Origin of the sequence: Pantoea phytobeneficialis, from assembly GCF_009728735.1 — a bacterium.
GTDB classification, from domain to species: domain Bacteria; phylum Pseudomonadota; class Gammaproteobacteria; order Enterobacterales; family Enterobacteriaceae; genus Pantoea; species Pantoea phytobeneficialis.
This window is the reverse complement of the sequence record NZ_CP024636.1, coordinates 2992276-3013722: the sequence shown is the minus strand read 5'-3', so window position 1 is coordinate 3013722 and position 21447 is coordinate 2992276. Positions and strand designations below refer to the sequence as shown.

Here is a 21447-nt window from a genome sequence, read left to right as displayed (position 1 = left end):
TCCGGTGGTATAGCGCTGGCAAAACGCCCGCTGGTAAAGGTTCTCCATCCCGGCGGCTAACTGGTCAGGGATCCCTCGCCAGCCAAAACCCTGCACGCTCTGGAGCGACACGATGCCATCGTCCGGGCAGAAGTAGTTGTACACCCGACCATAATTGTTGCGGCCGTAGCGCGGGTCGCTGTGCCACTGGTGTTTGCGCGCCAGCGTACCGTCGTTCATCATCGCCTGCACAAAGTCCGGGTGATAGCGCCCGGCAGGATCATATTTGGGGTTAGTCGCCATCAGCCGACAAAAGTTACACAGGGTTTCCTGACGGGCTTTTGCGGTCTGCTGGCGGCCCGGGAGCTGGTTTTCCAGAAAACGCGGTGCCAGCGAATAAGGGGAATGGCAGAGGATGGTGCAGTCAGCCACTGCATATTGGGGGTCCTGCTGTCTTACCAGCATATTGGCCAGCATGGTGATAATGGTGCCCTGGCTGTGCGCAACGATATTAATGGTATCAAGTTCAGTTTTAGGGTTTTTTCTAATCTCAAGAATCAAATCCGCCAGCCGCTGCGCCGCAAAGAACTGATAAATCCGGTGCGGATTGCCGTAAATCGGGTGCGTATAATCCCCCCCGTTCAGCTTGCGGCTGTAAACGCCCGCCATCCAGATCGCGCCGCCGTTGGCGCCCGGTCCGAGCATATCCGGGATGCAGGTGGTGGCATTGGCAAAAGTACCACCCCCTTTGGCGACGGCCAGATCCAGCACGTTACCGTAGTTATCGTTGCAGAATCCGCGCATTTCCGGGTTAAGTTTTTTCAGGCGTTTTGGATCATTCTCCTGAAACGCGTCATACGGCAGCACCGATTCCAGCCCGAGCTTTTTGACTTCATCCCGGTAACGCTGCTGGTCGTTGTCATACGTCTCGCGGTCCACCGGGCGATATCCCCAGTAAAACGGGATCACCGGCGAGCGTCCACTGTGGATCACGCGCCGTGCAGCACCGTTCAGGTCGGTTAAGCCACTTATCTCCGCCCATTGATGAGGATGCATATCGGTGCGCGCCAGCCGGGTATTCAGCCCGGCGACAATCCCCTGCTCCTGTGTCTCGTAGGCGTCACCGATATCGTTGACGCCATGCACCAGAATAACGATGCAGGGTAATGGGCTGCGCACCGCAAATTCCTGGGTGAGCATTGCCCCTGCGGTATCACGGGGCACACCAATAAAAGTCCCGAGAACCGGGTTGTTGAACACATCGTCCGACTGCTTTTCCTTGCTCATCGTGTTGCTTCCCTTACTCACGATAGCGTTGCGTCTCGACTGGCAGACCGACGCAACATCTCCTGGCCACGCTACCAAGCGTGGCATCCATTTAGTTGCGTGAGAGGATAGTCAACAATGGTGACTAAGCGAGAAAATCTTTGTCAATCTGGTCGGCAGCACACAAAATTTCCCACTCAACCAAACCGCCCGGTAATGTAATCTTCCGTACGCCGCGCTTGCGGTGAAGTGAAGATCCGATCCGTCTCATCAAACTCCACCAACTGCCCGTTATGCATAAATGCGGTGTAATCGGACACGCGCGCCGCCTGCTGCATGTTGTGCGTTACCAGCACCAGCGTGAAATGTTGCTTGAGCGTCGTCATTAATTCTTCAATCACCAGCGTGGAGATGGGATCGAGCGCGGAAGTTGGCTCGTCCAGCAATAAGACTTCCGGTTCAATGGCGATCGCGCGTGCAATCACCAACCGTTGCTGTTGACCGGTAGAGAGGGTTAACGCGTTTTGCCCCAGCTGATCTTTCACTTCACTCCATAACGCCGCCGCGCGTAGCGCACGTTCGCAGGCTTCATTCAATATCCGGCGGTCACGCACCCCTTGCAAACGCAGGCCATACACCACGTTTTCATAAATTGATTTGGGGAACGGGTTAGGTCGCTGAAACACCATGCCGACACGGCGACGCAGTGCCGCCAGATCCTGCTCCGGTTGCATAATGGCATGCTGCCCCAGCCAAATCTCCCCTTCCATGCGGCTACCATCAATCACATCATTCATGCGATTAAAACAACGCAGCAACGTCGATTTGCCACAGCCGGAAGGGCCGATCAGCGCCGTGATATGGTTCTTCGGCAGTTGCAGGTCAATGTTATTCAGCGCCTGGCGCTCGCCATACCACAGCGAAAGCTGATTAACCTTGAGGGCAATGTCGTAATCAGGGGTCATGTGGAGAACCTTTTAATGCGTCATAAGCCGGTAACGCTCGCGCAGGCGGTGGCGCAACACCATCGCCAGCAGGTTGAGCGACAGGATAATTACCACCAGCAACAGAGCGGTGGCATAAACCAGCGGGCGGTCAGCGTCGATATTCGGGCTTTGAAATGCCAGATCGTAAATCTGAAAACCGAGGTGCATAAACTTGCGGTCAAGATGTAAATACGGAAATACCGCGTCCACCGGGAGTTCCGGCACCATCTTCACCACGCCAACCAGCATCAATGGGGCGGTTTCCCCGGCTGCACGCGCGACCGCCAGAATCAAACCGGTCAACATCGCTGGCACTGCCAGTGGCAACACCACGCGCCACAGGGTTTCCGCCTGAGTGGCTCCCAGCGCCAGCGATCCCTGTCGCAGGCTGTCCGGAATGCGTGATAATCCTTCCTCGGTGGCGACGATCACCACCGGCAACGTCAGCAACGCCAGCGTCAGCGCCGCCCATAACAAACCCGGGGTGCCAAATGTCGGGTTTGGCAGTGCGCGTGAGTAAAACAATTGGTCGATAGTGCCGCCAATCAGCCAGACAAAAAAGCCAAGGCCAAACACGCCGTACACAATCGATGGCACACCCGCCAGATTGACCACCGCAATTCGTACCAGCCGGGTCAGAGCATTACGTCCGGCATATTCATGCAGCCAGAGTGCCGCCACCACGCCAAGCGGCATAACGATGACCGACATCAGCAGTACCATCAGCACAGTGCCAAAAATTGCCGGTAGCGCGCCACTTTCGCTTTCGCCCGCCGCCGGATTATTGCTGACGAATTGCCACACCTGGCTGAAGAAATGTTGCACTTTCTGGCCGAAGCTCATGCTATTCGGGTACCAGGCCGCGACAATTTGCGCCAACGGAATCACATGGTCCTGCCCCTGCACATCGCGCAGCACCAGCACATCCCGCTGGCTTTCACTTTGCAGCTGGCTCAGTTGATTAGCCAGGGCGCTAAAACGCCGTTGCAGCGCGGCGCTGTTGGCATCGTATTCAGATTGCCGCCGCGCACTGAACACCCCTTTGCGTTGCTGCTCTTCCGCCTGTTGTTGCAGGTTTTCCAACTGGGCATTGAGACGCGCCATATCAATACGCCGGATCTGGCTCGCCTGACGTAGCTGCTCATGTGCCGCTTTTAAACGTTGATGCAGCAGCGCATCGCGATCGCGCGCCGTCAGCACTTCATTATTTTCACGCAATTCGATAAACCAGCCGTAAGCATTCCCGCCGCTGCGCCGCTGCAACACCATTACATCCGGCGGCTGACGGATTTCGGCCTGGTTTTGGCTGTCAATGACGCGGAAATCAGGCGGAGCAAAATCACGATTACCGGTTTTCACCACATAACGCCAGCCGCTGCCATGCTGCTGGCGCTGCACTGTCTCGCCCAGCAGCTTCACCGGTTCACCATCGGGTGGCTGGAGCTGATATAGATCGACCGGCTGGGGCCAGAAGGCGCGCATACCCTGCCAGGCCAGCAGCCCAATCAGCAAGGTAAAAGCCAACAGGCAGACGGCCACCGCTCCGGCGGTGAGCCAGCGCCAGCGATCATTTTGGCGCATCGCCTTCATCCCTGCCCCTCATGCTGGCTGAAACGCTGGCGCAGACGCTGACGAATGACCTCCGCCACCGTGTTAATGATCAGGGTAAAAATCAGCAGAATCAGCGCGCTAAGGAACAAGATACGATAATGGGCGCTCCCTGCCGCCGCCTCCGGCATCTCAATGGCGATATTGGCTGACAACGCGCGCAGCCCGGCAAACAAGCCACCTTCGCTCACCGGCGTATTGCCGGTCGCCATCAGGACGATCATGGTTTCACCCAACGCCCGACCAAAACCGATCATCAATGCGGCAAAAATACCCGCTGAAGCCCCCGGCAGCACCACGCGCGTCAGGGTTTGCCACGGTGTCGCCCCCAATGCCAGCGACCCTTGCCCCAGTGAGAGCGGCACACTGAACAAGGCATCTTCCGCTAAGGTAAAGATCAGCGGCACCAGCGCGAATCCCATCGCCAGCGCGGCCACCAGTAGGTTCCGTTGCTCATAATGGGCCAGACGCTCCCCGATATTTGGCCAGATGTAAGTGGGTAGCCACAGCGTAAACAGGGTGACGGCCAGCAATATCGGCAGCAATAACAACACTTCGTAGCCCGGCTGACGCCAGCGTGCGGGCAAACGCGGGCTTAACAGGCCACATAACAGCAAGGTCGCTGCCAGCACCAGTGGCAGCAACAGCACGCCAATCAACGCATTGCTGATGTGTGGTGCCAGCCAGATCCCGGCAATCAAACCGATGACCACGCTCGGCAGCGCCCCCATCATCTCAATGCCCGGCTTGACCCAACGACGCAAACCCGGCGTCATAAACCATGCGGTATACATCGCCGCTGCCAGCGCCAGCGGCGTGGCAAACAGCAGCGCCAGGCTGGCCGCTTTCAACGTGCCAATCACCAGCGGCATCAGACTAAACTTCGCCTGATAGCTGTCCCCTGCGGCGGTGGATTGCCACACCCAATCGGGCCGCGGGTAGTTTTCATACCAGATTTTTTGCCACAAATTACGCCAACTAAAATCCGGCCAGGGATCGTCGAGGCGCAGACGCTGCCATTGCCCTGCCCGCTCCAGCAGCAGCGTGTCACCGCGTGGAGAGAACGCAGCCGCCTGAACGCCGGGAGCCAGTTTGCGGGTGACAATCGGTCCCGGCTGTTTGCTGGCAAACAAGCTAACCTCGCCTGCCGCATTCAGGGTGGCGAATACGCGGCGCTGGGACTCAGTGACAATTAAGCTCGCGCCCGCGCTGGCATTGAAGGTGCGTATTTCCTGTAAACGCGGCCCCTGCGGCCCGGCAATGGCAAACCACTGGCTGACGCCGCGCGTATCCTGAATCAATAAGGTACGCCCCCCAGCCAACAGATGCAGGCTTTGCGGTTTCTCCGTCAGGGTTTGCGTTTCGCGCAATTGCGCACCATCCGCGCTGACTTGCCAGACGCGCAACAGGCGGCCTTCGCTGGTATACAGCACGCTGCCATCGGGTGAGAGCAACAGGCGATCGGCCTGCTGCTGCGGCAGAAGAATTTGACCAACGCGGTTTGAGTTATCCAGTGTCAGGAGAACAATTCCGGCAGCGGTTTGCGCTGCAATCCGCCATTGGTTGTCCGTGAGCGTAGCCAGCGCCATGTGCGACACCGCCCCCTGGGGAAGATGTAACGGACGATCGCCGAGTGGAAAGCGCCATTCGCCGTTAACCGGCTGCATCAGCAGTAGATCGCCCTGCATATTCAGCAGCAGGCTGTGATGGTCGGCGCTCTGCGCTACCCCATCCGGTTTGCCCTGCAACGCCAGCGCAGGTCCGGCAGGTTGTCCATCCAGCGGAATAAAACGTGCTTCGTTACGGCTGATACGCCAACCAAGCGGCCCATCACTGCCCATCGCCAACACCGGGGCTTTGTCCCACAGCTGTTGACTGGCAACCACCTGCACACCTGGCGTGCTAAAAAGGGGTAATACGACCCAGATTAACCAGAAGAACAGCAGTAACATCAATAGCAGAATTCCCACACCGCAAGCGGTGACGATACGCTTAACCCACCGGTCAATGGCACGGCGGCGGTTATCGCTAAAGTGGACGGGAATGCTTGTTATGCTCATGCAGATCAGGGTTAGGCTCGTAGACAAGCCGCTATGTTGCCCGTAGCTGATTGATAAGACAACTGTTGGCGTTGGACAAGCCTGCCATACTCTCGCCATAATGGTGAGGGAGACTGTGCGAAACAGCGCAATCGCGCCTTTTCGCCGGGCATCCCGTCCAGCAACAGCATCACGGAGTCAGAATGGGTCAGGAAAAGCTGTATATAGAAAAAGAATTAAGCTGGTTATCGTTCAACGAACGCGTGTTACAGGAAGCAGCGGACAAAAGTAATCCGCTGATTGAACGTATGCGTTTCCTCGGGATCTATTCGAACAACCTTGATGAATTTTATAAAGTTCGCTTTGCCGATTTAAAACGCCGCATTCTGATTGGGGAAGAACAAGGTTCACCCAGCACGCCACGCCACCTGCTGAAGAAGATTCAACAACGGGTACTGAAGTCTGACCAGGAATTTGATGCGCTGTATAACGATCTGCTGCTGGAAATGGCGCGTAATCAGATCTTCCTGATTAACGAACGCCAACTGTCACCCAACCAGCAGGTATGGTTACGTTACTATTTCAAGCATCAACTGCGTCAGCACATCACGCCAATTCTGGTCAATCACGACACCGACTTAATCGAATTCCTGAAAGATGATTACACCTACCTGGCGGTAGAAATTATTCGTGGGGACGATAAACGCTACGCACTGCTGGAGATTCCGTCCGATAAAGTGCCACGCTTCGTTAACCTGCCTGCTGAGTCGCCACGTCGTCGTAAACCGATGATCCTGTTGGATAATATCCTGCGTTATTGCCTTGATGATATCTTTAAAGGCTTCTACGACTATGATGCGCTGAACGCCTATTCGATGAAGATGACGCGTGATGCTGAGTACGATCTGGTCACGGAGATGGAATCCAGCCTGCTGGAACTGATGTCTTCCAGCCTGAAGCAGCGTCTGAATGCGGAGCCGGTGCGCTTCGTGTATCAACGGGATATGCCAGATGAAATGGTGGAGATGCTGCGCCATAAACTTTCCATCTCCAACTACGATTCGGTGGTGCCGGGTGGCCGTTACCACAACTTTAAAGATTTTATTAGCTTCCCGAATGAGGGCAAAAGCAATCTGGAAAATCGCCCGTTGCCGCAGATCCGTCACATCGGTTTTGATGGCTTCCGCAACGGCTTTGATGCGATTCGTAACCGCGATGTGCTGCTCTACTATCCGTATCATACCTTTGAGCATGTGCTGGAACTGCTGCGTCAGGCGTCTTTCGACCCGAGCGTGCTGGCGATCAAAATCAACATCTACCGAGTAGCCAAGAACTCACGCATCATGGATGCGATGATCCACGCCGCCTACAACGGCAAAAAAGTGACGGTGGTGGTGGAGTTACAGGCGCGTTTCGATGAAGAAGCCAACATCCACTGGGCCAAGCGTCTGACCGAAGCTGGCGTCCACGTTATCTTCTCTGCGCCGGGTCTGAAAATTCACGCCAAGCTGTTCCTGATTTCGCGTCGCGAAGGGGAAGAGATTGTGCGCTACGCGCATATCGGCACCGGTAACTTTAACGAGAAGACCGCGCGCCTTTATACTGACTACTCTTTGCTGACGGCGGATGCTCGTATCACCAACGAAGTGCGTCGGGTGTTTAACTTTATTGAAAACCCTTATCGCCCGGTGAGTTTCGACCATTTGATGGTTTCACCGCAAAATTCGCGCAATATGCTTTATCAATTGATTGATAACGAAATTGCCAACGTGCAGCAGGGAATTCCAGCGGGCATTACGCTGAAAATTAATAACCTGGTAGATAACGGGTTGGTGGATCGGTTGTATGCTGCTTCAGCGGCGGGGGTGAAAGTGAACCTGCTGGTACGCGGCATGTGCTCGCTGATCCCCGATTTACCGGGTATCAGCGAAAATATTCGCGTGATTAGCATCGTTGACCGCTACCTTGAGCATGACCGCGTCTATATTTTCGAAAGCGGCGGCGATAAAAAAGTGTTCCTCTCCTCTGCGGATTGGATGACACGTAACATCGATTACCGTATTGAAGTGGCCGTGTCGATCCTCGACCCGCGTCTGAAACAGCGCGTGCTGGATATCATCGCCATCCTGTTTAGCGATACAGTTAAAGCCCGTATCGTGGACAAAGAACTGAGTAACCGTTATGTGCCGCGCGGCAACCGCAGAAAAGTGCGCTCGCAACTGGCGATTTACGATTACATCAAGCAACTGGAACAACCTGAATAATTCCTATGCCAATATCCCATAAGAGTACGCCAAAGCCTCAGGAGTTTGCGGCCATCGACCTTGGCTCCAACAGTTTCCATATGGTGATTGCCCGTGTGGTGGATGGCGCCATGCAGGTGTTGGGACGCCTCAAGCAACGCGTGCATCTGGCCGATGGGCTGGATGCACAAAATCGGCTGAGCGAAGAAGCCATTCAACGCGGGCTGAATTGCCTGGCGTTATTTGCCGAGCGTTTACAGGGATTCAGTCCAGCCAACGTAACCATCGTCGGGACGCATACGCTGCGTCAGGCCATCAATGCGGAAGAGTTTTTGCAACGCGCGGCCGACGTCATTCCATACCCGATTGAGGTGATCTCCGGGAATGAGGAAGCACGTCTGATCTTTATGGGTGTGGAGCACACCCAGCCGGAGAAAGGTCGTAAGCTGGTCATTGATATCGGCGGTGGTTCGACTGAGCTGGTGATTGGCGAAGATTTTGAGCCACAACTGGTGGAAAGCCGCCGAATGGGTTGCGTCAGCTTTGCCCAGCTCTACTTCCCGAAAGGGGAAATCTCGCCGGAAAACTTTCGTCGCGCCCGTCTGGCAGCAGCACAGAAGCTGGAAACCCTGTCGTGGCAATATCGCCTGCATGGCTGGCAGTATGCGCTGGGCGCATCAGGAACCATCAAAGCGGCCTGCGAAGTGCTGCTGGCGATGGGCGAGAAAGAGAAACTGATTACCCCGGAACGGCTGGACCAGTTGTACAGCGAGGTGATCAAGCACAAATCCTTTGCTGCACTCAGCCTGCCGGGCTTGTCCGAAGAGCGCAAAGTGGTGTTTGTTCCGGGCCTGGCGATTTTGTGTGGCGTGTTTGATGCGCTGGCCATCCGCGAGCTGCGTCTGTCGGATGGTGCGCTGCGCGAAGGCGTGCTGTATGAAATGGAAGGTCGCTTCCGTCATCAGGACATTCGTAGCCGCACCGCCCAGAGTCTGGCAAACCACTACGCTATCGACAGCGATCAGGCTCGCCGCGTGTTGGAAACCACCGAACAACTTTATCTGCAATGGCTCGATCAGAATCCCAAACTGGCTAACCCGCAGCTTTCTGCCCTGCTGAAATGGGCGGCGCTGCTGCATGAAGTCGGGCTGACCATTAACCATAGCGGTATGCAGCGCCATTCGGCCTATATCCTGCAAAACACCAACATGCCGGGCTTTAACCAGGATCAACAGATGCTGCTGGCGATGCTGGTACGCTTCCATCGTAAAGCGGTGAAGATGGATGAGATGCCGCGCTTCACCCTGTTTAAAAAGAAGCAATTCTTACCGTTGGTTTTCCTGCTGCGTCTCGGCACCCTGCTGAACAATCAGCGCCAGGCGACCACGCGTCCGGATTCGCTGAAATTGTCCACCGATGACGGTCACTGGACGCTCACCTTCCCGTCTGGCTACTTTAGCCAGAATACATTGGTGCAGTTGGATCTGGAGCGCGAGCAAAGCTACTGGAATGAAGTGACCGGCTGGAACCTGATTCTGCAAGAGGAGTAAACGCGGGTTACTATGAGCATTCGTCCTGACAACTATTTCGCGGAAAAATATGGCCTGACGCCACCGCATTCGGAAGTGCTGGAAGCGCTGCCCAAATTAACGCCCGGTAAAGCGCTGGATTTGGGATGCGGCCAGGGCCGCAACAGCTTGTTTCTCAACCAGCAGGGCTTTGATGTGACAGGCTGGGACAGCAATCCGCAGAGTCTGGCGCGGTTGCAGCAGATTATCCATGAGGAGCAGCTGCAAAATATCCGCGCTGAGTCCTGTGATCTGAATCAGGTGCGCTTCAACGGCGAGTATCAGCTGGTGCTGTCCACCGTGGTGATGATGTTCCTGCAACCGCAGAGCATCCCGCAGTTGATTGCTGATATGCAGGCCAGCACGGTGAAATATGGCTATAACCTGATCGTCGCGGCGATGAGTACCGATGACTATCCCAACCCGCTGGATTTCCCGTTCACCTTTAAATCCGGCGAACTGAGCCACTACTATCGCAACTGGCATATCGTGAAATACAACGAACATGTGGGTGAGTTGCATCGCCGAGATGAAAACGGCCAGCGCATCCGCTGCCGTTTCGCCACGTTGCTGGCTCAAAAGGCAAGTTACTGACCGTAGCGGCGCGATTTATCGCGCGGGTTTTTCCTGCAACGCGCACGAAATTGCGCGATAAATCGCGTCGCTACGTGTTGGGTGGGTATTTTTAACCTTTTCTGCTCATTTTTCACCCAGCGATTGATTTAGCGATCTAAGTATGACTAAATGTTGCAATCGCCCAGAAGGGTATCAACAGGAAACACCCCGCGTGAATAACGCTTTCCCCGCACGAAGACGTCCCAAAACCGGTTCGATGACACGTATTGTTTTGCTGATCAGTTTTTTTATTTTGGTTGGCCGTCTGATTTTTACCATCCCTGGTGCCATTGAGCATCATCAGCAAAAGAAAGCCACTTCTGATCCGGTGACACAAAGCAGTAACGACACGCGTTAAGGAATTTGCGAGTCACTGCGCCGCCACATTGTCCATTGCGACGATGATGTTTGTTACGTCCTGTTTACCCGTAACGCACTACACTTCGAACTGACATTTACAGACACAAAGGACGCGTTATGTCTGCCACGCCCGCGCAACAACTGACTGAAACCCGCCATCGCATTCTAAACCTGCTGCTCACGCAACACGACCTGGTTGATGTCCTACTGGATAAGTCGGTTGACCTGCCTGCCAGCAAACTGAAAGAAGTCAGCGAGTGGCGTCATCAGTTGGAAGGCGATTTGCAGATGCTGCACGCCGCAGATTTGGCCGATATTCTTGAGGCGCTGCCGCAGGAGGAACGCCAGGCGTTGTGGCGCTTAGTGCCCTGTGAACAGCGTGGTCGGGTATTGGTGGAAGCGTCCGAAACCGTCTGGGCCAGTCTGACGGAAAGCATGACCGATCGCGAAATTCTGCGCGCGATCCAGCCGCTGGATATTGACGATCAGGCTTATCTGGCGCGTTATCTGCCGCGTGATCTGACTGGCCGTCTGTTGACCACCCTCGATCCCAGCCAACGCGCCCATGTTCTCAGCGTGGTGGAGTTCGATCGCGATCGGGTTGGTCGTATTATGGATTTCAACATTCTGACGGTGCGCGCCGATGTCACCCTCGGCACCGTACAACGCTTTCTGCGCCGACGTCAGACCATGCCGGACGGCACCGATAAGCTGTTTATCACGGATAAAACCAATCAACTGCTGGGTGAACTGCCACTCACCACCATCCTGCTCAATCCACCAGAAACGCGGGTGGACGCGGTGATGAATGCCACGCCGACCACCTTCCAGCTCAACGATAAAGCCGAAGATGCCGCAGGCGCGTTTGAGCGTTATAACCTGATTTCTGCCGCCGTTACCGACGCCAAAGGCAAGCTGATCGGCCGCGTTATCGTCGAAGACGTGATTGACCTCGTCAATGAAGAGAATGAGAGCAATATCCGTAAAATGGGCGGTATCAGTCAGGAGGAGGATGTCTTCGCGCCAGTACGCAAAGCAGTGAGCAAGCGCTGGGCATGGCTGGCGATTAACCTCTGCACCGCTTTCGTTGCATCCCGCGTTATCGGCCTGTTTGAAGAAACCATTTCACAACTGGTGGCATTGGCTACCCTGATGCCGATTGTCGCCGGCATTGGCGGCAACACCGGCAATCAGACCATCACCATGATTGTGCGCGCACTGGCGCTGCATCAGGTGGAGCCGGGCAACTTTTCGTTTCTGATTATACGTGAGCTGGGTGTTGCGCTGCTTAACGGCGTGTTCTGGGGCGGCATCATGGGGGCCGTCACCTGGATGATGTACGATAATCTGGCGTTAGGTGGCGTTATGATGCTGGCGATGGTGCTGAACCTGTTGCTGGCCGCGCTGATGGGGGTGCTGATCCCGCTCATTATGACCAAGCTGAAACGTGATCCGGCGGTCGGCTCCAGCGTGCTGATTACTGCCATCACCGATACCGGTGGCTTCTTTATTTTCCTCGGCCTCGCCACCTTGTTTTTGTTGCACACGTAATTTCGCACAACCTAATGCGCAGGGGCGCTATCTGCCAGCTAGAATCAGCCATACCTTAACCTCGCAGGAGAATACGATGTTTAACGTGGATGATTTTGTGCAGCCGAAAACCGGTGGTCCAAAAATGTTGGTGCTACGCGTTGACGGCGATACCCTGTGGTGCGCCCGGATTGATGATGCCACCAAAAAGGAAATTGCGATCAAAGCCGACACCGTCAATCTCTATCACGAAGACGGTGACTTCGGCGTGTGTTGATGGGCTTCGCCGGGGATTAGCCCGGCGGATTATCCTGCTGCACGTTGTCGCTGCCAATGCCGCCAATAAAAGGCAGTCGCAGACGCAATGGGGTAAAATCCAGCCCCATATTCAACCCCAGAATATTGAGTTCAAACCCTTCTTCCGCGCCGAGAGTCACCCCCGCCACCCCCAGCACTGATACCTGAATCCCACGCCCCGATGGCGGCAACCCGATTGGCCGCCATAAAGGGCGATAATCTTTGCCGACCGCGTTGGCAGGCAAATCCAGCGCCAGTGCCGGTACTTCACGACCAATATGAGCAAGGAAGGTGTTGCTGTTCGGGCCTGGCCAGGCATGGTAGGTCTGCGGCCAGGGATAGGATTTGATCGCGGCTTCAATCTGCGGAATCATCGCCTGCGCTGCCGCCCCGCGATGATCGACCAGCAATCTTGGCCGTGCACCATACCAGTAGCCATCGGGGAGATTGGCGTTGTGCCGCACTTTATCGTCACTCCCCCAACTGATCACTTCATAGCGGTTGTACTGTGTTTCTCCAGCGCGTTTAAAAATAATCCACGGATGGACCGCCACCGCCCCTTTCCAGCCATAGGTGGGGGCGGCATAGACCTGAACAATGGCTTGTGCAGCATAGACGCGCGGATCGGGGGCGATGCCAGCAGAATCTCGCCGTGCCGACCACCAGCCCCCGCGTTCGCTGGAGAGCGTACCGCCATGCGTGGCTTGTGCCAGGCTGGCAAACAGCGACAACAAAACGATGATAAAAAAACCAATGGAAAATGCTTTGACGGTCAACATGGCAACATCCGGCGAGAAAACAGGCCATTCACCGTAGCCTGTCTTTCGCTGGCTCGCTTAACGAGGTGTGGCTTTCGGAGTCAATTTCAAAAATCGCATTATGCAGAGGCGACGTTCAGAGGTAAATAACAGACGATTGTCATCGGTCATATCCCTTAATTCTGGCAGGTGGTTGGTTGTACGGTCAATACGCTCAACCATTTCGATATCAAAGAAGTGGTGCGCGTTACGCAGCAACTGAACATATTTTTCCTGGAAATTATCAACCCAGTTATGCACCTCAATAATAATGGTTCAAGCTTGTAATTTCGCTAAAAAAGCCTTACTCAACAATTCAAATCCTTCGATATCGATCAACACCAGCGAGCGTTGCAACTCTTCTGGCCGTAACGACGACAGGCTCAGCTCATTAGCCTCACCGAGGATTTTAAGCTTTCCCGGTGCCAGATTACGCTGCCAGCGTGGAGATTTGCTGATCGGCTGAACAGATATTTTTCAGGGTGAGGAGATCTTTTAACTTTATCTCATTGATTCCATTACTACAATCTGCTGATTGGATTGGTGAGATGTTCAGGCCGGATAGCTGTTTTTTTCTGCCGCAGCGGTCGCCACCAGCCAGTCACGGAAACGACGGTTTATGCGCTGCAAGACGGCAGACTCTTCCCAGACCAGGTAATAGGCGATCGGAGACGTCACCGCCACCTTGAGCGGATTGATTAACAAACTCTGAGCAATCGCCTCTCTGACCAGCGATTGCCGGATGAGAGCGATACCCTTCCCTGCCAGAGCGGCTTCAACAGCACCATTTGAATCAATAAATACCGGCCCTTTAGCGGTTTCAGCATTGTGAAAGCCAAGGGCATGGAACCATAGCTCCCAGTCAAGACGATGTTCATCATGCAGCAGGGTGTAGCGCAGGATATCAGGAGGTGTCAGAGGTTTTGCCACCAGCTGGGGGCTGCATACCGGTATCAGTCGGTCATTGAGCAGACATTCAACCTCCAGCCCTGGATAGTCCCCCGTACCGTGTCGCACAGCAAAATCAATCCCCTCGGAAAGCAGATCCACCTTACGGTTGGTGGTGCTGATTTGTACCTCCACACCGGAATTAGCTTGTTCAAAAGCGGGCAAGCGCGGCAGCAACCACTGCATAGCAAAACCGCTGGTACAGCTCACGGAAATTTTATTGCGCTTGCCTTCATCCATCAGCCGTTGTGTTGCTTCACTAATCTGGCTGAAAGCTGGACGAATAGCGCGCAGATACACCCTTCCTTCTGTGGTCAATTCCAGCCTGCGTGGCGTACGAATAAACAGCCGGACATTTACACTTTCTTCCAGTTTGGCTATCTGCTGACTCACCGCGCTGGGGGTGACACAGAGTTCCTCCGCCGCGTTCTTCATACTGAGCAACCTGGCGGCCGATTCAAAGCACATCAGTGCATAAAGCGGTGGGAGTTTCATGTGCCTCCATAAATTAGAAAATCTAAATATGATAAGAAATCGTCGTTTGAAACGTCATTTCAAGCGCTGCAAAGTGATATTTACGATTAAGTTGAGCTAATGGAGTAATCAAATGCGTATCCAGGACTATACAAGACTGATTCTTCTGGCCGCAATCTGGGGGGCAAGTTTTCTGTTTATGCGGATTGCCGCGCCTCAATTCGGGGCAATAAATACGGCGTTCCTGCGTGTCCTGTTTGGTTTTATTGGGCTGGCGCTGATCATGCTGGTACTGCGCTCCTCGTTTAATTTTGCCGGTAAACTGCGTGCCGCTCTCGTCCTTGGCGTGATCAATTCCGGCCTGCCGTTTTTTATGTATTGTCTGGCGGCAAAATGGCTCCCGGCAGGTTACTCCGCCATCCTGAATGCGACGACGCCATTAATGGGGGCAATCATCGGAGTGATGTTCTTCAGTGAAAAACTGACGGCACGCAAATGGATTGGTGTGATACTGGGACTGGTGGGTATCACCATCATCACTACGCTGGGCGAAAGTCATGCAGACAGCAACGTGCTGGCGGGTGTCGTAGCCTGTTTGGTGGCAACCGGCTGCTACGGACTGGCTGGCTTCCTGACACGACGTTGGATTTCGCAGCGCGGCGGTCTGGATGCGAAGACAGTCGCCTTTGGTAGCCAGATTGGTGCGACGTTATTTCTGCTGCCGTTTTTTGCCTTTTCTGTCGCGTATGAACCGGAGATTAACTGGCAGCAACCGAGCGTATGGGCCAGCGTGATCGCTGTTGGTCTGATTTGTACCGCACTGGCTTACATTCTTTATTTCCGCCTGATCGCCGATATCGGTCCGCTGCGTTCGTTAACCGTCACCTTTTTGATTCCGCCTTTTGCGGTGCTGTGGGGTTATCTGGTGCTGGGTGAGACGCTGTCCAGTGGGTTTGTGCTGGGCGCGGTGATGGTTTGTGTAGCGGTGTGGATGGTGGTGGGGCCGGGCAAGGAGAAGATGGCAGCAAGATAAATACCCTCATCATTTCTATGCAATATTAGTGTCGTAATACTGGGAAGTTTAAACACATTCCGTAACGCGCGATTTATCCTTTCAAAAAGGGGCATCATGATGAAAAACGAAAATCCCACTGTTGCGCTGATTGGCCCCGGCGCTATTGGCACCACCATTGCGGCTGCACTGCATGAAGTAGGTCGCACGCCGATGATTTTTGGCCGCACGGCACATGCGCAGCTGGAACTGCGTCACGACGAGGGAAAAATTATCGTGCCCGGACCTGTACACACAATCCCCGCTGAAGTAGCAGCCCCCTTCGATCTGGTTTTCGTTGCAGTAAAAACCACCCAAATTGCAGCCACCGCCCCGTGGCTGGCCGCGCTGTGCGATGAACAGACGGTCGTCTGCGCGCTGCAAAACGGTGTTGAACAGCCAGCACAGTTGGCCCCCTTCGTCGCAGGTGCCACGGTTCTGCCCTCAGTGGTGTGGTTCCCTGCGCAACGTGAACCTGACGCCTCGGTGTGGCTGCGCGCCAAACCACGCCTGACCCTGCCAGCTACCCCGCAGACCCACCTGGTGGTAGCTGCGTTACGCGATACCCGCTGTCAGGTCGATATCTCAGACGATTTTAAATCGATTGCCTGGCGTAAGTTATTGCAGAACGCGGTCGCCGGGTTGATGGTGCTGGCAAATCGTCGTGCCGGAATGTTTTCGCGTCCTGATATCACTGAACTGGCGCTGGCGTATCTGCGCGAATGTCTGACGGTAGCACGCGCAGAAGGCGCGAATCTGAGTGATGCGGTGCCACAGGAAATTGTCGATGGCTTCCATCGTGCACCGGTGGATTTAGGCACCTCGATTCTGGCGGATCGCCAGGCCGATCGCCCGCTGGAATGGGACATCCGCAACGGCGTCGTACAGCGCTATGGCCGTGTCCACAGTATCGCTACCCCGATTAGCGATGTGGTGGTGCCGCTGCTGGCGGCGGGCAGTGACGGACCGGGTTGATGAAACAAAAAAGCCCGCAATAATGCGGGCTCAGGATGATTATGCAACTGGAGCGGGGATTATTCCCACTCAATGGTTGCCGGTGGTTTACCCGAAATATCATAAACCACGCGTGAAATACCGTTCACTTCGTTGATGATGCGGTTGGAGACACGGCCAAGGAAGTCATACGGCAGGTGCGCCCAATGTGCGGTCATAAAGTCGATGGTTTCGACTGCGCGCAGTGACACTACCCAATCGTATTTACGACCATCGCCCATCACACCCACGGAACGGACCGGCAGGAACACGGTGAACGCCTGGCTGACTTTGTTATACAGGTCAGCTTTATGCAGTTCTTCAATGAAGATGGCATCGGCACGACGCAGCAGATCGCAATACTCTTTCTTCACTTCGCCCAGCACGCGCACGCCAAGGCCTGGACCCGGGAACGGGTGACGGTACAGCATGGCGTATGGCAGGCCCAGCTCCAGACCGATTTTGCGCACTTCGTCTTTGAACAACTCTTTCAGCGGCTCGACCAGACCTAACTTCATCTCTTTCGGCAGGCCACCGACGTTGTGGTGCGATTTGATGACATGCGCTTTGCCAGTGGCAGAAGCCGCAGACTCAATCACATCCGGATAGATGGTGCCCTGCGCCAGCCATTTTACGTCAGTCAGTTTGCCCGCTTCTTCGTCGAAGACTTCAACGAATACGCGACCGATGATTTTGCGTTTGGCTTCCGGATCGTTTTCACCCGCCAGCGCTTCAAGGAAACGCGTTTCCGCCGCTACGTGGACAATGTTCAGCCCGAAGTGGTCGCCAAACATCTCCAGCACCTGGTCAGCTTCGTTCAAACGCAGCAGGCCGTTGTCGACGAATACACAGGTCAGACGGTCACCAATCGCGCGGTGCAGCAGCATCGCAGTGACGGAAGAATCCACGCCGCCAGACAGGCCAAGGATGACTTTGTCTTCGCCAACCTGCTCGCGAATACGCTCAACCGCATCTTCGATGATTTTTGCCGGGGTCCACAGCGCTTCACAGCCGCAGATATCGCGCACAAAGCGCTCCAGCATACGCAGACCCTGACGGGTGTGAGTCACTTCCGGGTGGAACTGCACGCCGTAAAAACGCTTCTCTTCGTTGGCCATGATGGCAAACGGACAGGTTTCGGTGCTGGCGACGGTAACGAAGTCAGCCGGGATGGCAGTCACTTTGTCACCGTGGCTCATCCATACGTCCAGCAGCGGTTTGCCTGCGTCGCTGATGGCATCTTCGATGTCACGAATCAGCGCGCTCGGGGTTGTCACTTCAACCTGCGCATAACCAAACTCACGTTCGGTGGAGCCTTCAACTTTACCACCCAGCTGCATCGCCATGGTCTGCATGCCATAGCACACGCCCAGCACCGGCACGCCAGCGTTGAAAACGTATTCCGGTGCACGCGGGCTGTTCAGTTCGGTGGTACTTTCCGGGCCGCCAGAAAGAATGATGCCGTTCGGGTTGAACTGACGAATTTGCTCTTCGGTGACATCCCACGCCCAGAGTTCGCAGTAGACGCCCAGCTCACGCACGCGGCGCGCGACCAGTTGCGTATACTGAGAACCAAAATCGAGGATCAAAATGCGATGTTTATGAATATTTTCAGTCGTCATTGCGGCGTTTCCATTGGGATGGACTTAATAATAAAAGCGCCCGGCTAAAGCCGGGCGGTAAATCTTACGGGATTATGAACCCAAGCGGTAGTTCGGCGACTCTTTGGTGATGGTCACGTCATGGACGTGGCTCTCCTGAATGCCTGCGCCGCTGATACGCACAAATTCAGCTTTGGTGCGCAGGTCATCGATAGTCGGACAACCGGTCAGACCCATACAGGAGCGCAAACCGCCCATCTGCTGGTGCACGATCTCTTTCAGACGGCCTTTATAGGCTACACGACCTTCGATACCTTCCGGCACCAGTTTGTCGGCGGCGTTATCGGTCTGGAAGTAACGGTCTGAAGAACCTTTAGACATCGCACCCAGCGAACCCATGCCACGGTAGGATTTGAATGAACGGCCCTGATACAGCTCGATTTCACCCGGAGATTCTTCCGTACCCGCCAGCATAGAGCCGACCATGACTGCCGCCGCACCGGCTGCGATTGCTTTTGCGATGTCGCCAGAGAAACGGATACCGCCATCAGCAATTACCGGAATACCGGTACCTTCCAGCGCTTCTACCGCGTCAGAAACGGCGGTGATCTGCGGAACACCTACGCCGGTTACGATACGGGTAGTACAGATGGAGCCAGGGCCAATACCCACTTTCACCGCGCTCACACCCGCCTGCGCCAGCGCCAGAGCACCAGCACCGGTGGCAACGTTGCCGCCGATAATCTCGAGGTCCGGGTATTTCGCACGAGTTTCACGGATACGCTGCAACACACCTTCAGAGTGACCGTGTGAGGAGTCGATCAGCAGAACGTCCACGCCTGCCGCAACCAGCGCATCAACACGCTCTTCGTTGCCCGCACCGGCACCTACCGCCGCACCCACACGCAGACGGCCCTGCGCATCTTTACAGGCGTTAGGTTTACGTTCGGCTTTCTGGAAATCTTTAACGGTGATCATGCCCAGCAGGTGGAAGCTGTCATCCACCACCAGCGCTTTCTCAACGCGTTTTTCGTGCATTTTCTGCAACACGATGTCACGGGCTTCGCCCTCTTTCACCGTGACCAGGCGCTCTTTCGGTGTCATCACCGCAGAAACTGGCTGGCTCAGATCGGTCACGAAACGCACGTCACGACCGGTGATGATACCTACCAATTCGTTGTCGGCGTTAACCACCGGGTAACCGGCAAAGCCGTTACGCTCGGTCAGTTCTTTCACTTCCGCCAGGGTGGTGGTCGGCAGCACGGTTTGTGGCTCGGTGACCACGCCGCTTTCGTGTTTCTTCACCTTGCGAACTTCATCCGCCTGGCGCTCAATTGACATGTTTTTGTGGATAAAGCCCAGACCACCTTCCTGTGCCAGCGCGATCGCCAGACCGGCTTCGGTCACGGTGTCCATCGCTGCGGAGAGCATAGGGATGTTCAGACGAATGTTTTTCGTCAGTTGGGTGCTGAGATCGGCCGTGTTAGGCAGAACGGTAGAATGAGCAGGAACGAGCAGAACGTCGTCAAATGTGAGTGCTTCTTTAGCGATTCGTAGCATGGCAATATCTCAACCTGGGGGTGAATGAGAACAGATAAAATATTGCCGCGGCATTATACAGGCCGAAATCGGTTGCCTCCAGTGTTTTTTCAGAAAAACTCTTGATCCCCTGTACCAGCCATGTAGTATCGGTTAATTAACCCTCTGATTTGATATTTGATCTGCATCACATGTCGCTACCGCCAACCGCCAATATTTTTACTGTCAGCCGCCTGAATACCACGGTGCGTCAACTGCTGGAAAATGAAATGGGCCTGGTGTGGCTCAGTGCTGAGATATCCAACTTTACCCAACCGGCATCCGGCCACTGGTACTTCACCCTGAAGGATGATGGTGCCCAGGTACGCTGTGCCATGTTCCGTAACAGCAACCGTCGGGTGGCCTTTCGCCCCCAGCACGGTCAGCAGGTGCTGGTGCGTGCCAGTATCACGCTGTACGAACCGCGTGGCGACTATCAACTGATTATCGAAAGCATGCATCCGGCCGGTGAAGGCTTGTTGCAGCAGCAGTTCGAACAGTTGAAAACCCGGCTGGCGGCAGAGGGTTTATTTGATCAGCAATTTAAACAACCGTTGCCGGATCCGGCACGCCAGGTTGGGGTGATCACATCGGCAACCGGCGCGGCGCTGCACGATGTGCTGCGCGTGCTGCACCGTCGTGACCCTTCCCTGCCGGTGGTGATTTATCCCACCGCGGTGCAAGGAGTGGATGCCCCCGCTGCGATTGTGCGTGCCATTGAACTGGCAAACCTGCGCGATGAATGTGATGTGCTGATTGTCGGACGTGGTGGCGGTTCGCTGGAAGATTTGTGGAGCTTCAACGACGAACGCGTGGCGCGCGCCATTTTTGCCAGCCGCTTGCCGATTGTCAGCGCAGTCGGCCACGAAACTGATGTCACCATCGCCGATTTTGTTGCCGACCTGCGTGCGCCAACCCCCTCAGCCGCCGCTGAGCTGGTGAGCCGTAATCAGCTGGAATTGTTGCGCCGTCTGCAATCTCAGCAGCAACGCCTGGAAATGGCGATGGATTACTATCTGGCGCAGCAGCAGCGCCGCTACACGCGTACTCTGCATCGCTTGCAGCAGCAACACCCGCAACTGCGGCTGGCACGACAAAACACCGCCCTGCTGCAATTGCAGCAGAAACTCCATGACGCAATGGATCAGCGTCTGCGTAGCGCCAGTCATCAACAGGATCGTCTGCTACAACGCCTGAACGCACAGCAGCCACAGCCACGTATTTTGCGTGCTCAGCAACAGCTACAGCAGTGGCAATATCGGCTGCAACAGGGAATGCAGAACCAGTTAAATCAGCATCGTCAGCGCTTCGGCACGCTGGCGGCACAGCTTGAAGGGGTCAGCCCGTTGGCGACCCTGGCGCGTGGCTTTAGCGTCACCACGGATACCCAGGGCCATGTGGTGAAGAAAATGCAGCAGCTGAGCAAAGGCGATCTGCTACGCACCCGGCTGGATGATGGTTGGGTGGAAAGTGAAGTGACCGCCCTTACCCCTCGTAAACCCGCCCGATAAATC

17 protein-coding genes are annotated in these 21447 nt (G+C 55.2%); 9 read left to right on the top strand and 8 right to left on the bottom strand.

All coding sequences use genetic code 11. The annotated features are described in order from the left end of the window. From CTZ24_RS13985 to CTZ24_RS13970, 4 genes are all read right to left on the bottom strand, one after another. On the bottom strand, positions 1-1266 hold a 1266-nt coding region (locus CTZ24_RS13985), incomplete at its 3' end, for a T6SS effector phospholipase Tle3 domain-containing protein (protein WP_208723833.1). 176 nt (positions 1267-1442) lie between these two features. Beyond that, complete coding sequence (gene pstB, locus CTZ24_RS13980) at positions 1443-2210, bottom strand: phosphate ABC transporter ATP-binding protein PstB (RefSeq protein WP_208723832.1); 768 nt, start codon at positions 2208-2210, stop codon at positions 1443-1445. Positions 2211-2222: 12 nt separating this feature from the next. Next, positions 2223-3821, bottom strand: a complete 1599-nt coding sequence (pstA, locus tag CTZ24_RS13975; RefSeq protein WP_208723831.1) for a phosphate ABC transporter permease PstA — start codon at positions 3819-3821, stop codon at positions 2223-2225. Beyond that, positions 3818-5899: an ABC transporter permease subunit gene (locus CTZ24_RS13970; protein ID WP_208723830.1), complete on the bottom strand. Its 2082-nt coding sequence runs from the start codon at positions 5897-5899 to the stop codon at positions 3818-3820. The genes pstA and CTZ24_RS13970 overlap by 4 nt, the downstream gene beginning before the upstream one ends. Before the next feature lie 182 nt (positions 5900-6081). Here CTZ24_RS13970 and ppk1 point away from each other — a divergent pair, with 182 nt between their 5' ends. The 6 genes from ppk1 (at position 6082) to CTZ24_RS13940 (ending at position 12471) form a co-directional block, all read left to right on the top strand. Further along, positions 6082-8142, top strand: coding sequence for a polyphosphate kinase 1 (gene ppk1 / locus CTZ24_RS13965; protein WP_208723829.1), 2061 nt, complete (start codon positions 6082-6084; stop codon positions 8140-8142). Positions 8143-8147: 5 nt separating this feature from the next. After that, the gene (ppx, locus tag CTZ24_RS13960; protein WP_021184330.1) at positions 8148-9671 is read left to right on the top strand and encodes an exopolyphosphatase; all 1524 of its coding nucleotides are present in this window, start codon (positions 8148-8150) and stop codon (positions 9669-9671) included. 12 nt (positions 9672-9683) lie between these two features. Beyond that, positions 9684-10283 carry a tellurite resistance methyltransferase TehB gene (tehB, locus tag CTZ24_RS13955; protein WP_021184331.1) on the top strand — a complete coding sequence of 200 codons (600 nt, stop codon included), beginning with the start codon at positions 9684-9686 and terminating at the stop codon, positions 10281-10283. A gap of 193 nt (positions 10284-10476) precedes the next feature. Further along, positions 10477-10662 (top strand): YfgG family protein, encoded by a 186-nt coding sequence (locus CTZ24_RS13950; protein WP_036626450.1) that lies wholly within the window; start codon positions 10477-10479, stop codon positions 10660-10662. Positions 10663-10781: 119 nt separating this feature from the next. Beyond that, complete coding sequence (mgtE, locus tag CTZ24_RS13945) at positions 10782-12215, top strand: magnesium transporter (protein ID WP_208723828.1); 1434 nt, start codon at positions 10782-10784, stop codon at positions 12213-12215. A gap of 76 nt (positions 12216-12291) precedes the next feature. Further along, positions 12292-12471 carry a GDFGVC terminal motif YodC-like protein gene (locus CTZ24_RS13940; protein ID WP_208723827.1) on the top strand — a complete coding sequence of 60 codons (180 nt, stop codon included), beginning with the start codon at positions 12292-12294 and terminating at the stop codon, positions 12469-12471. Between the two features lie 16 nt (positions 12472-12487). On the opposite strand, the gene CTZ24_RS13935 is transcribed toward CTZ24_RS13940, so the two are convergent. Continuing rightward, the gene (locus CTZ24_RS13935; RefSeq protein ID WP_208723826.1) at positions 12488-13270 is read right to left on the bottom strand and encodes a DUF3750 domain-containing protein; all 783 of its coding nucleotides are present in this window, start codon (positions 13268-13270) and stop codon (positions 12488-12490) included. A gap of 570 nt (positions 13271-13840) precedes the next feature. After that, on the bottom strand, positions 13841-14731 hold the full coding sequence (gene gcvA / locus CTZ24_RS13930) for a transcriptional regulator GcvA (RefSeq protein ID WP_208723825.1): 891 nt from the start codon (positions 14729-14731) through the stop codon (positions 13841-13843). Between the two features lie 112 nt (positions 14732-14843). Between gcvA and CTZ24_RS13925 the strand changes: the two genes are divergently transcribed. Further along, positions 14844-15743, top strand: coding sequence for a DMT family transporter (locus tag CTZ24_RS13925; RefSeq protein WP_208723824.1), 900 nt, complete (start codon positions 14844-14846; stop codon positions 15741-15743). A 99-nt stretch (positions 15744-15842) separates the two neighbouring features. Further along, positions 15843-16736, top strand: a complete 894-nt coding sequence (locus CTZ24_RS13920) for an oxidoreductase (RefSeq protein WP_208725559.1) — start codon at positions 15843-15845, stop codon at positions 16734-16736. A gap of 59 nt (positions 16737-16795) precedes the next feature. On the opposite strand, the gene guaA is transcribed toward CTZ24_RS13920, so the two are convergent. Together guaA and guaB are read right to left on the bottom strand one after the other, a co-directional pair. Continuing rightward, positions 16796-18376: a glutamine-hydrolyzing GMP synthase gene (gene guaA / locus CTZ24_RS13915; protein WP_021184338.1), complete on the bottom strand. Its 1581-nt coding sequence runs from the start codon at positions 18374-18376 to the stop codon at positions 16796-16798. A gap of 72 nt (positions 18377-18448) precedes the next feature. After that, positions 18449-19915 carry an IMP dehydrogenase gene (gene guaB / locus CTZ24_RS13910; RefSeq protein ID WP_013510071.1) on the bottom strand — a complete coding sequence of 489 codons (1467 nt, stop codon included), beginning with the start codon at positions 19913-19915 and terminating at the stop codon, positions 18449-18451. 170 nt (positions 19916-20085) lie between these two features. Here guaB and xseA point away from each other — a divergent pair, with 170 nt between their 5' ends. Next, positions 20086-21444 (top strand): exodeoxyribonuclease VII large subunit, encoded by a 1359-nt coding sequence (gene xseA / locus CTZ24_RS13905; protein WP_208723823.1) that lies wholly within the window; start codon positions 20086-20088, stop codon positions 21442-21444. Positions 21445-21447: the final 3 nt, after the last annotated feature.

Bases quoted from the DNA above. Each gene is read 5' to 3' on its own strand.
- pstB (WP_208723832.1), bottom strand. From the start codon at position 2,210: ATGACCCCTGATTACGACATTGCCCTCAAGGTTAATCAGCTTTCGCTG.
- CTZ24_RS13920 (WP_208725559.1), top strand. From the start codon at position 15,843: ATGAAAAACGAAAATCCCACTGTTGCGCTGATTGGCCCCGGCGCTATT.
- ppx (WP_021184330.1), top strand. From the start codon at position 8,148: ATGCCAATATCCCATAAGAGTACGCCAAAGCCTCAGGAGTTTGCGGCC.
- guaA (WP_021184338.1), bottom strand. From the start codon at position 18,376: ATGACGACTGAAAATATTCATAAACATCGCATTTTGATCCTCGATTTT.
- mgtE (WP_208723828.1), top strand. From the start codon at position 10,782: ATGTCTGCCACGCCCGCGCAACAACTGACTGAAACCCGCCATCGCATT.
- gcvA (WP_208723825.1), bottom strand. From the start codon at position 14,731: ATGAAACTCCCACCGCTTTATGCACTGATGTGCTTTGAATCGGCCGCC.
- tehB (WP_021184331.1), top strand. From the start codon at position 9,684: ATGAGCATTCGTCCTGACAACTATTTCGCGGAAAAATATGGCCTGACG.
- ppk1 (WP_208723829.1), top strand. From the start codon at position 6,082: ATGGGTCAGGAAAAGCTGTATATAGAAAAAGAATTAAGCTGGTTATCG.
- guaB (WP_013510071.1), bottom strand. From the start codon at position 19,915: ATGCTACGAATCGCTAAAGAAGCACTCACATTTGACGACGTTCTGCTC.
- CTZ24_RS13940 (WP_208723827.1), top strand. From the start codon at position 12,292: ATGTTTAACGTGGATGATTTTGTGCAGCCGAAAACCGGTGGTCCAAAA.
- CTZ24_RS13970 (WP_208723830.1), bottom strand. From the start codon at position 5,899: ATGAGCATAACAAGCATTCCCGTCCACTTTAGCGATAACCGCCGCCGT.
- xseA (WP_208723823.1), top strand. From the start codon at position 20,086: ATGTCGCTACCGCCAACCGCCAATATTTTTACTGTCAGCCGCCTGAAT.
- CTZ24_RS13925 (WP_208723824.1), top strand. From the start codon at position 14,844: ATGCGTATCCAGGACTATACAAGACTGATTCTTCTGGCCGCAATCTGG.
- pstA (WP_208723831.1), bottom strand. From the start codon at position 3,821: ATGAAGGCGATGCGCCAAAATGATCGCTGGCGCTGGCTCACCGCCGGA.
- CTZ24_RS13935 (WP_208723826.1), bottom strand. From the start codon at position 13,270: ATGTTGACCGTCAAAGCATTTTCCATTGGTTTTTTTATCATCGTTTTG.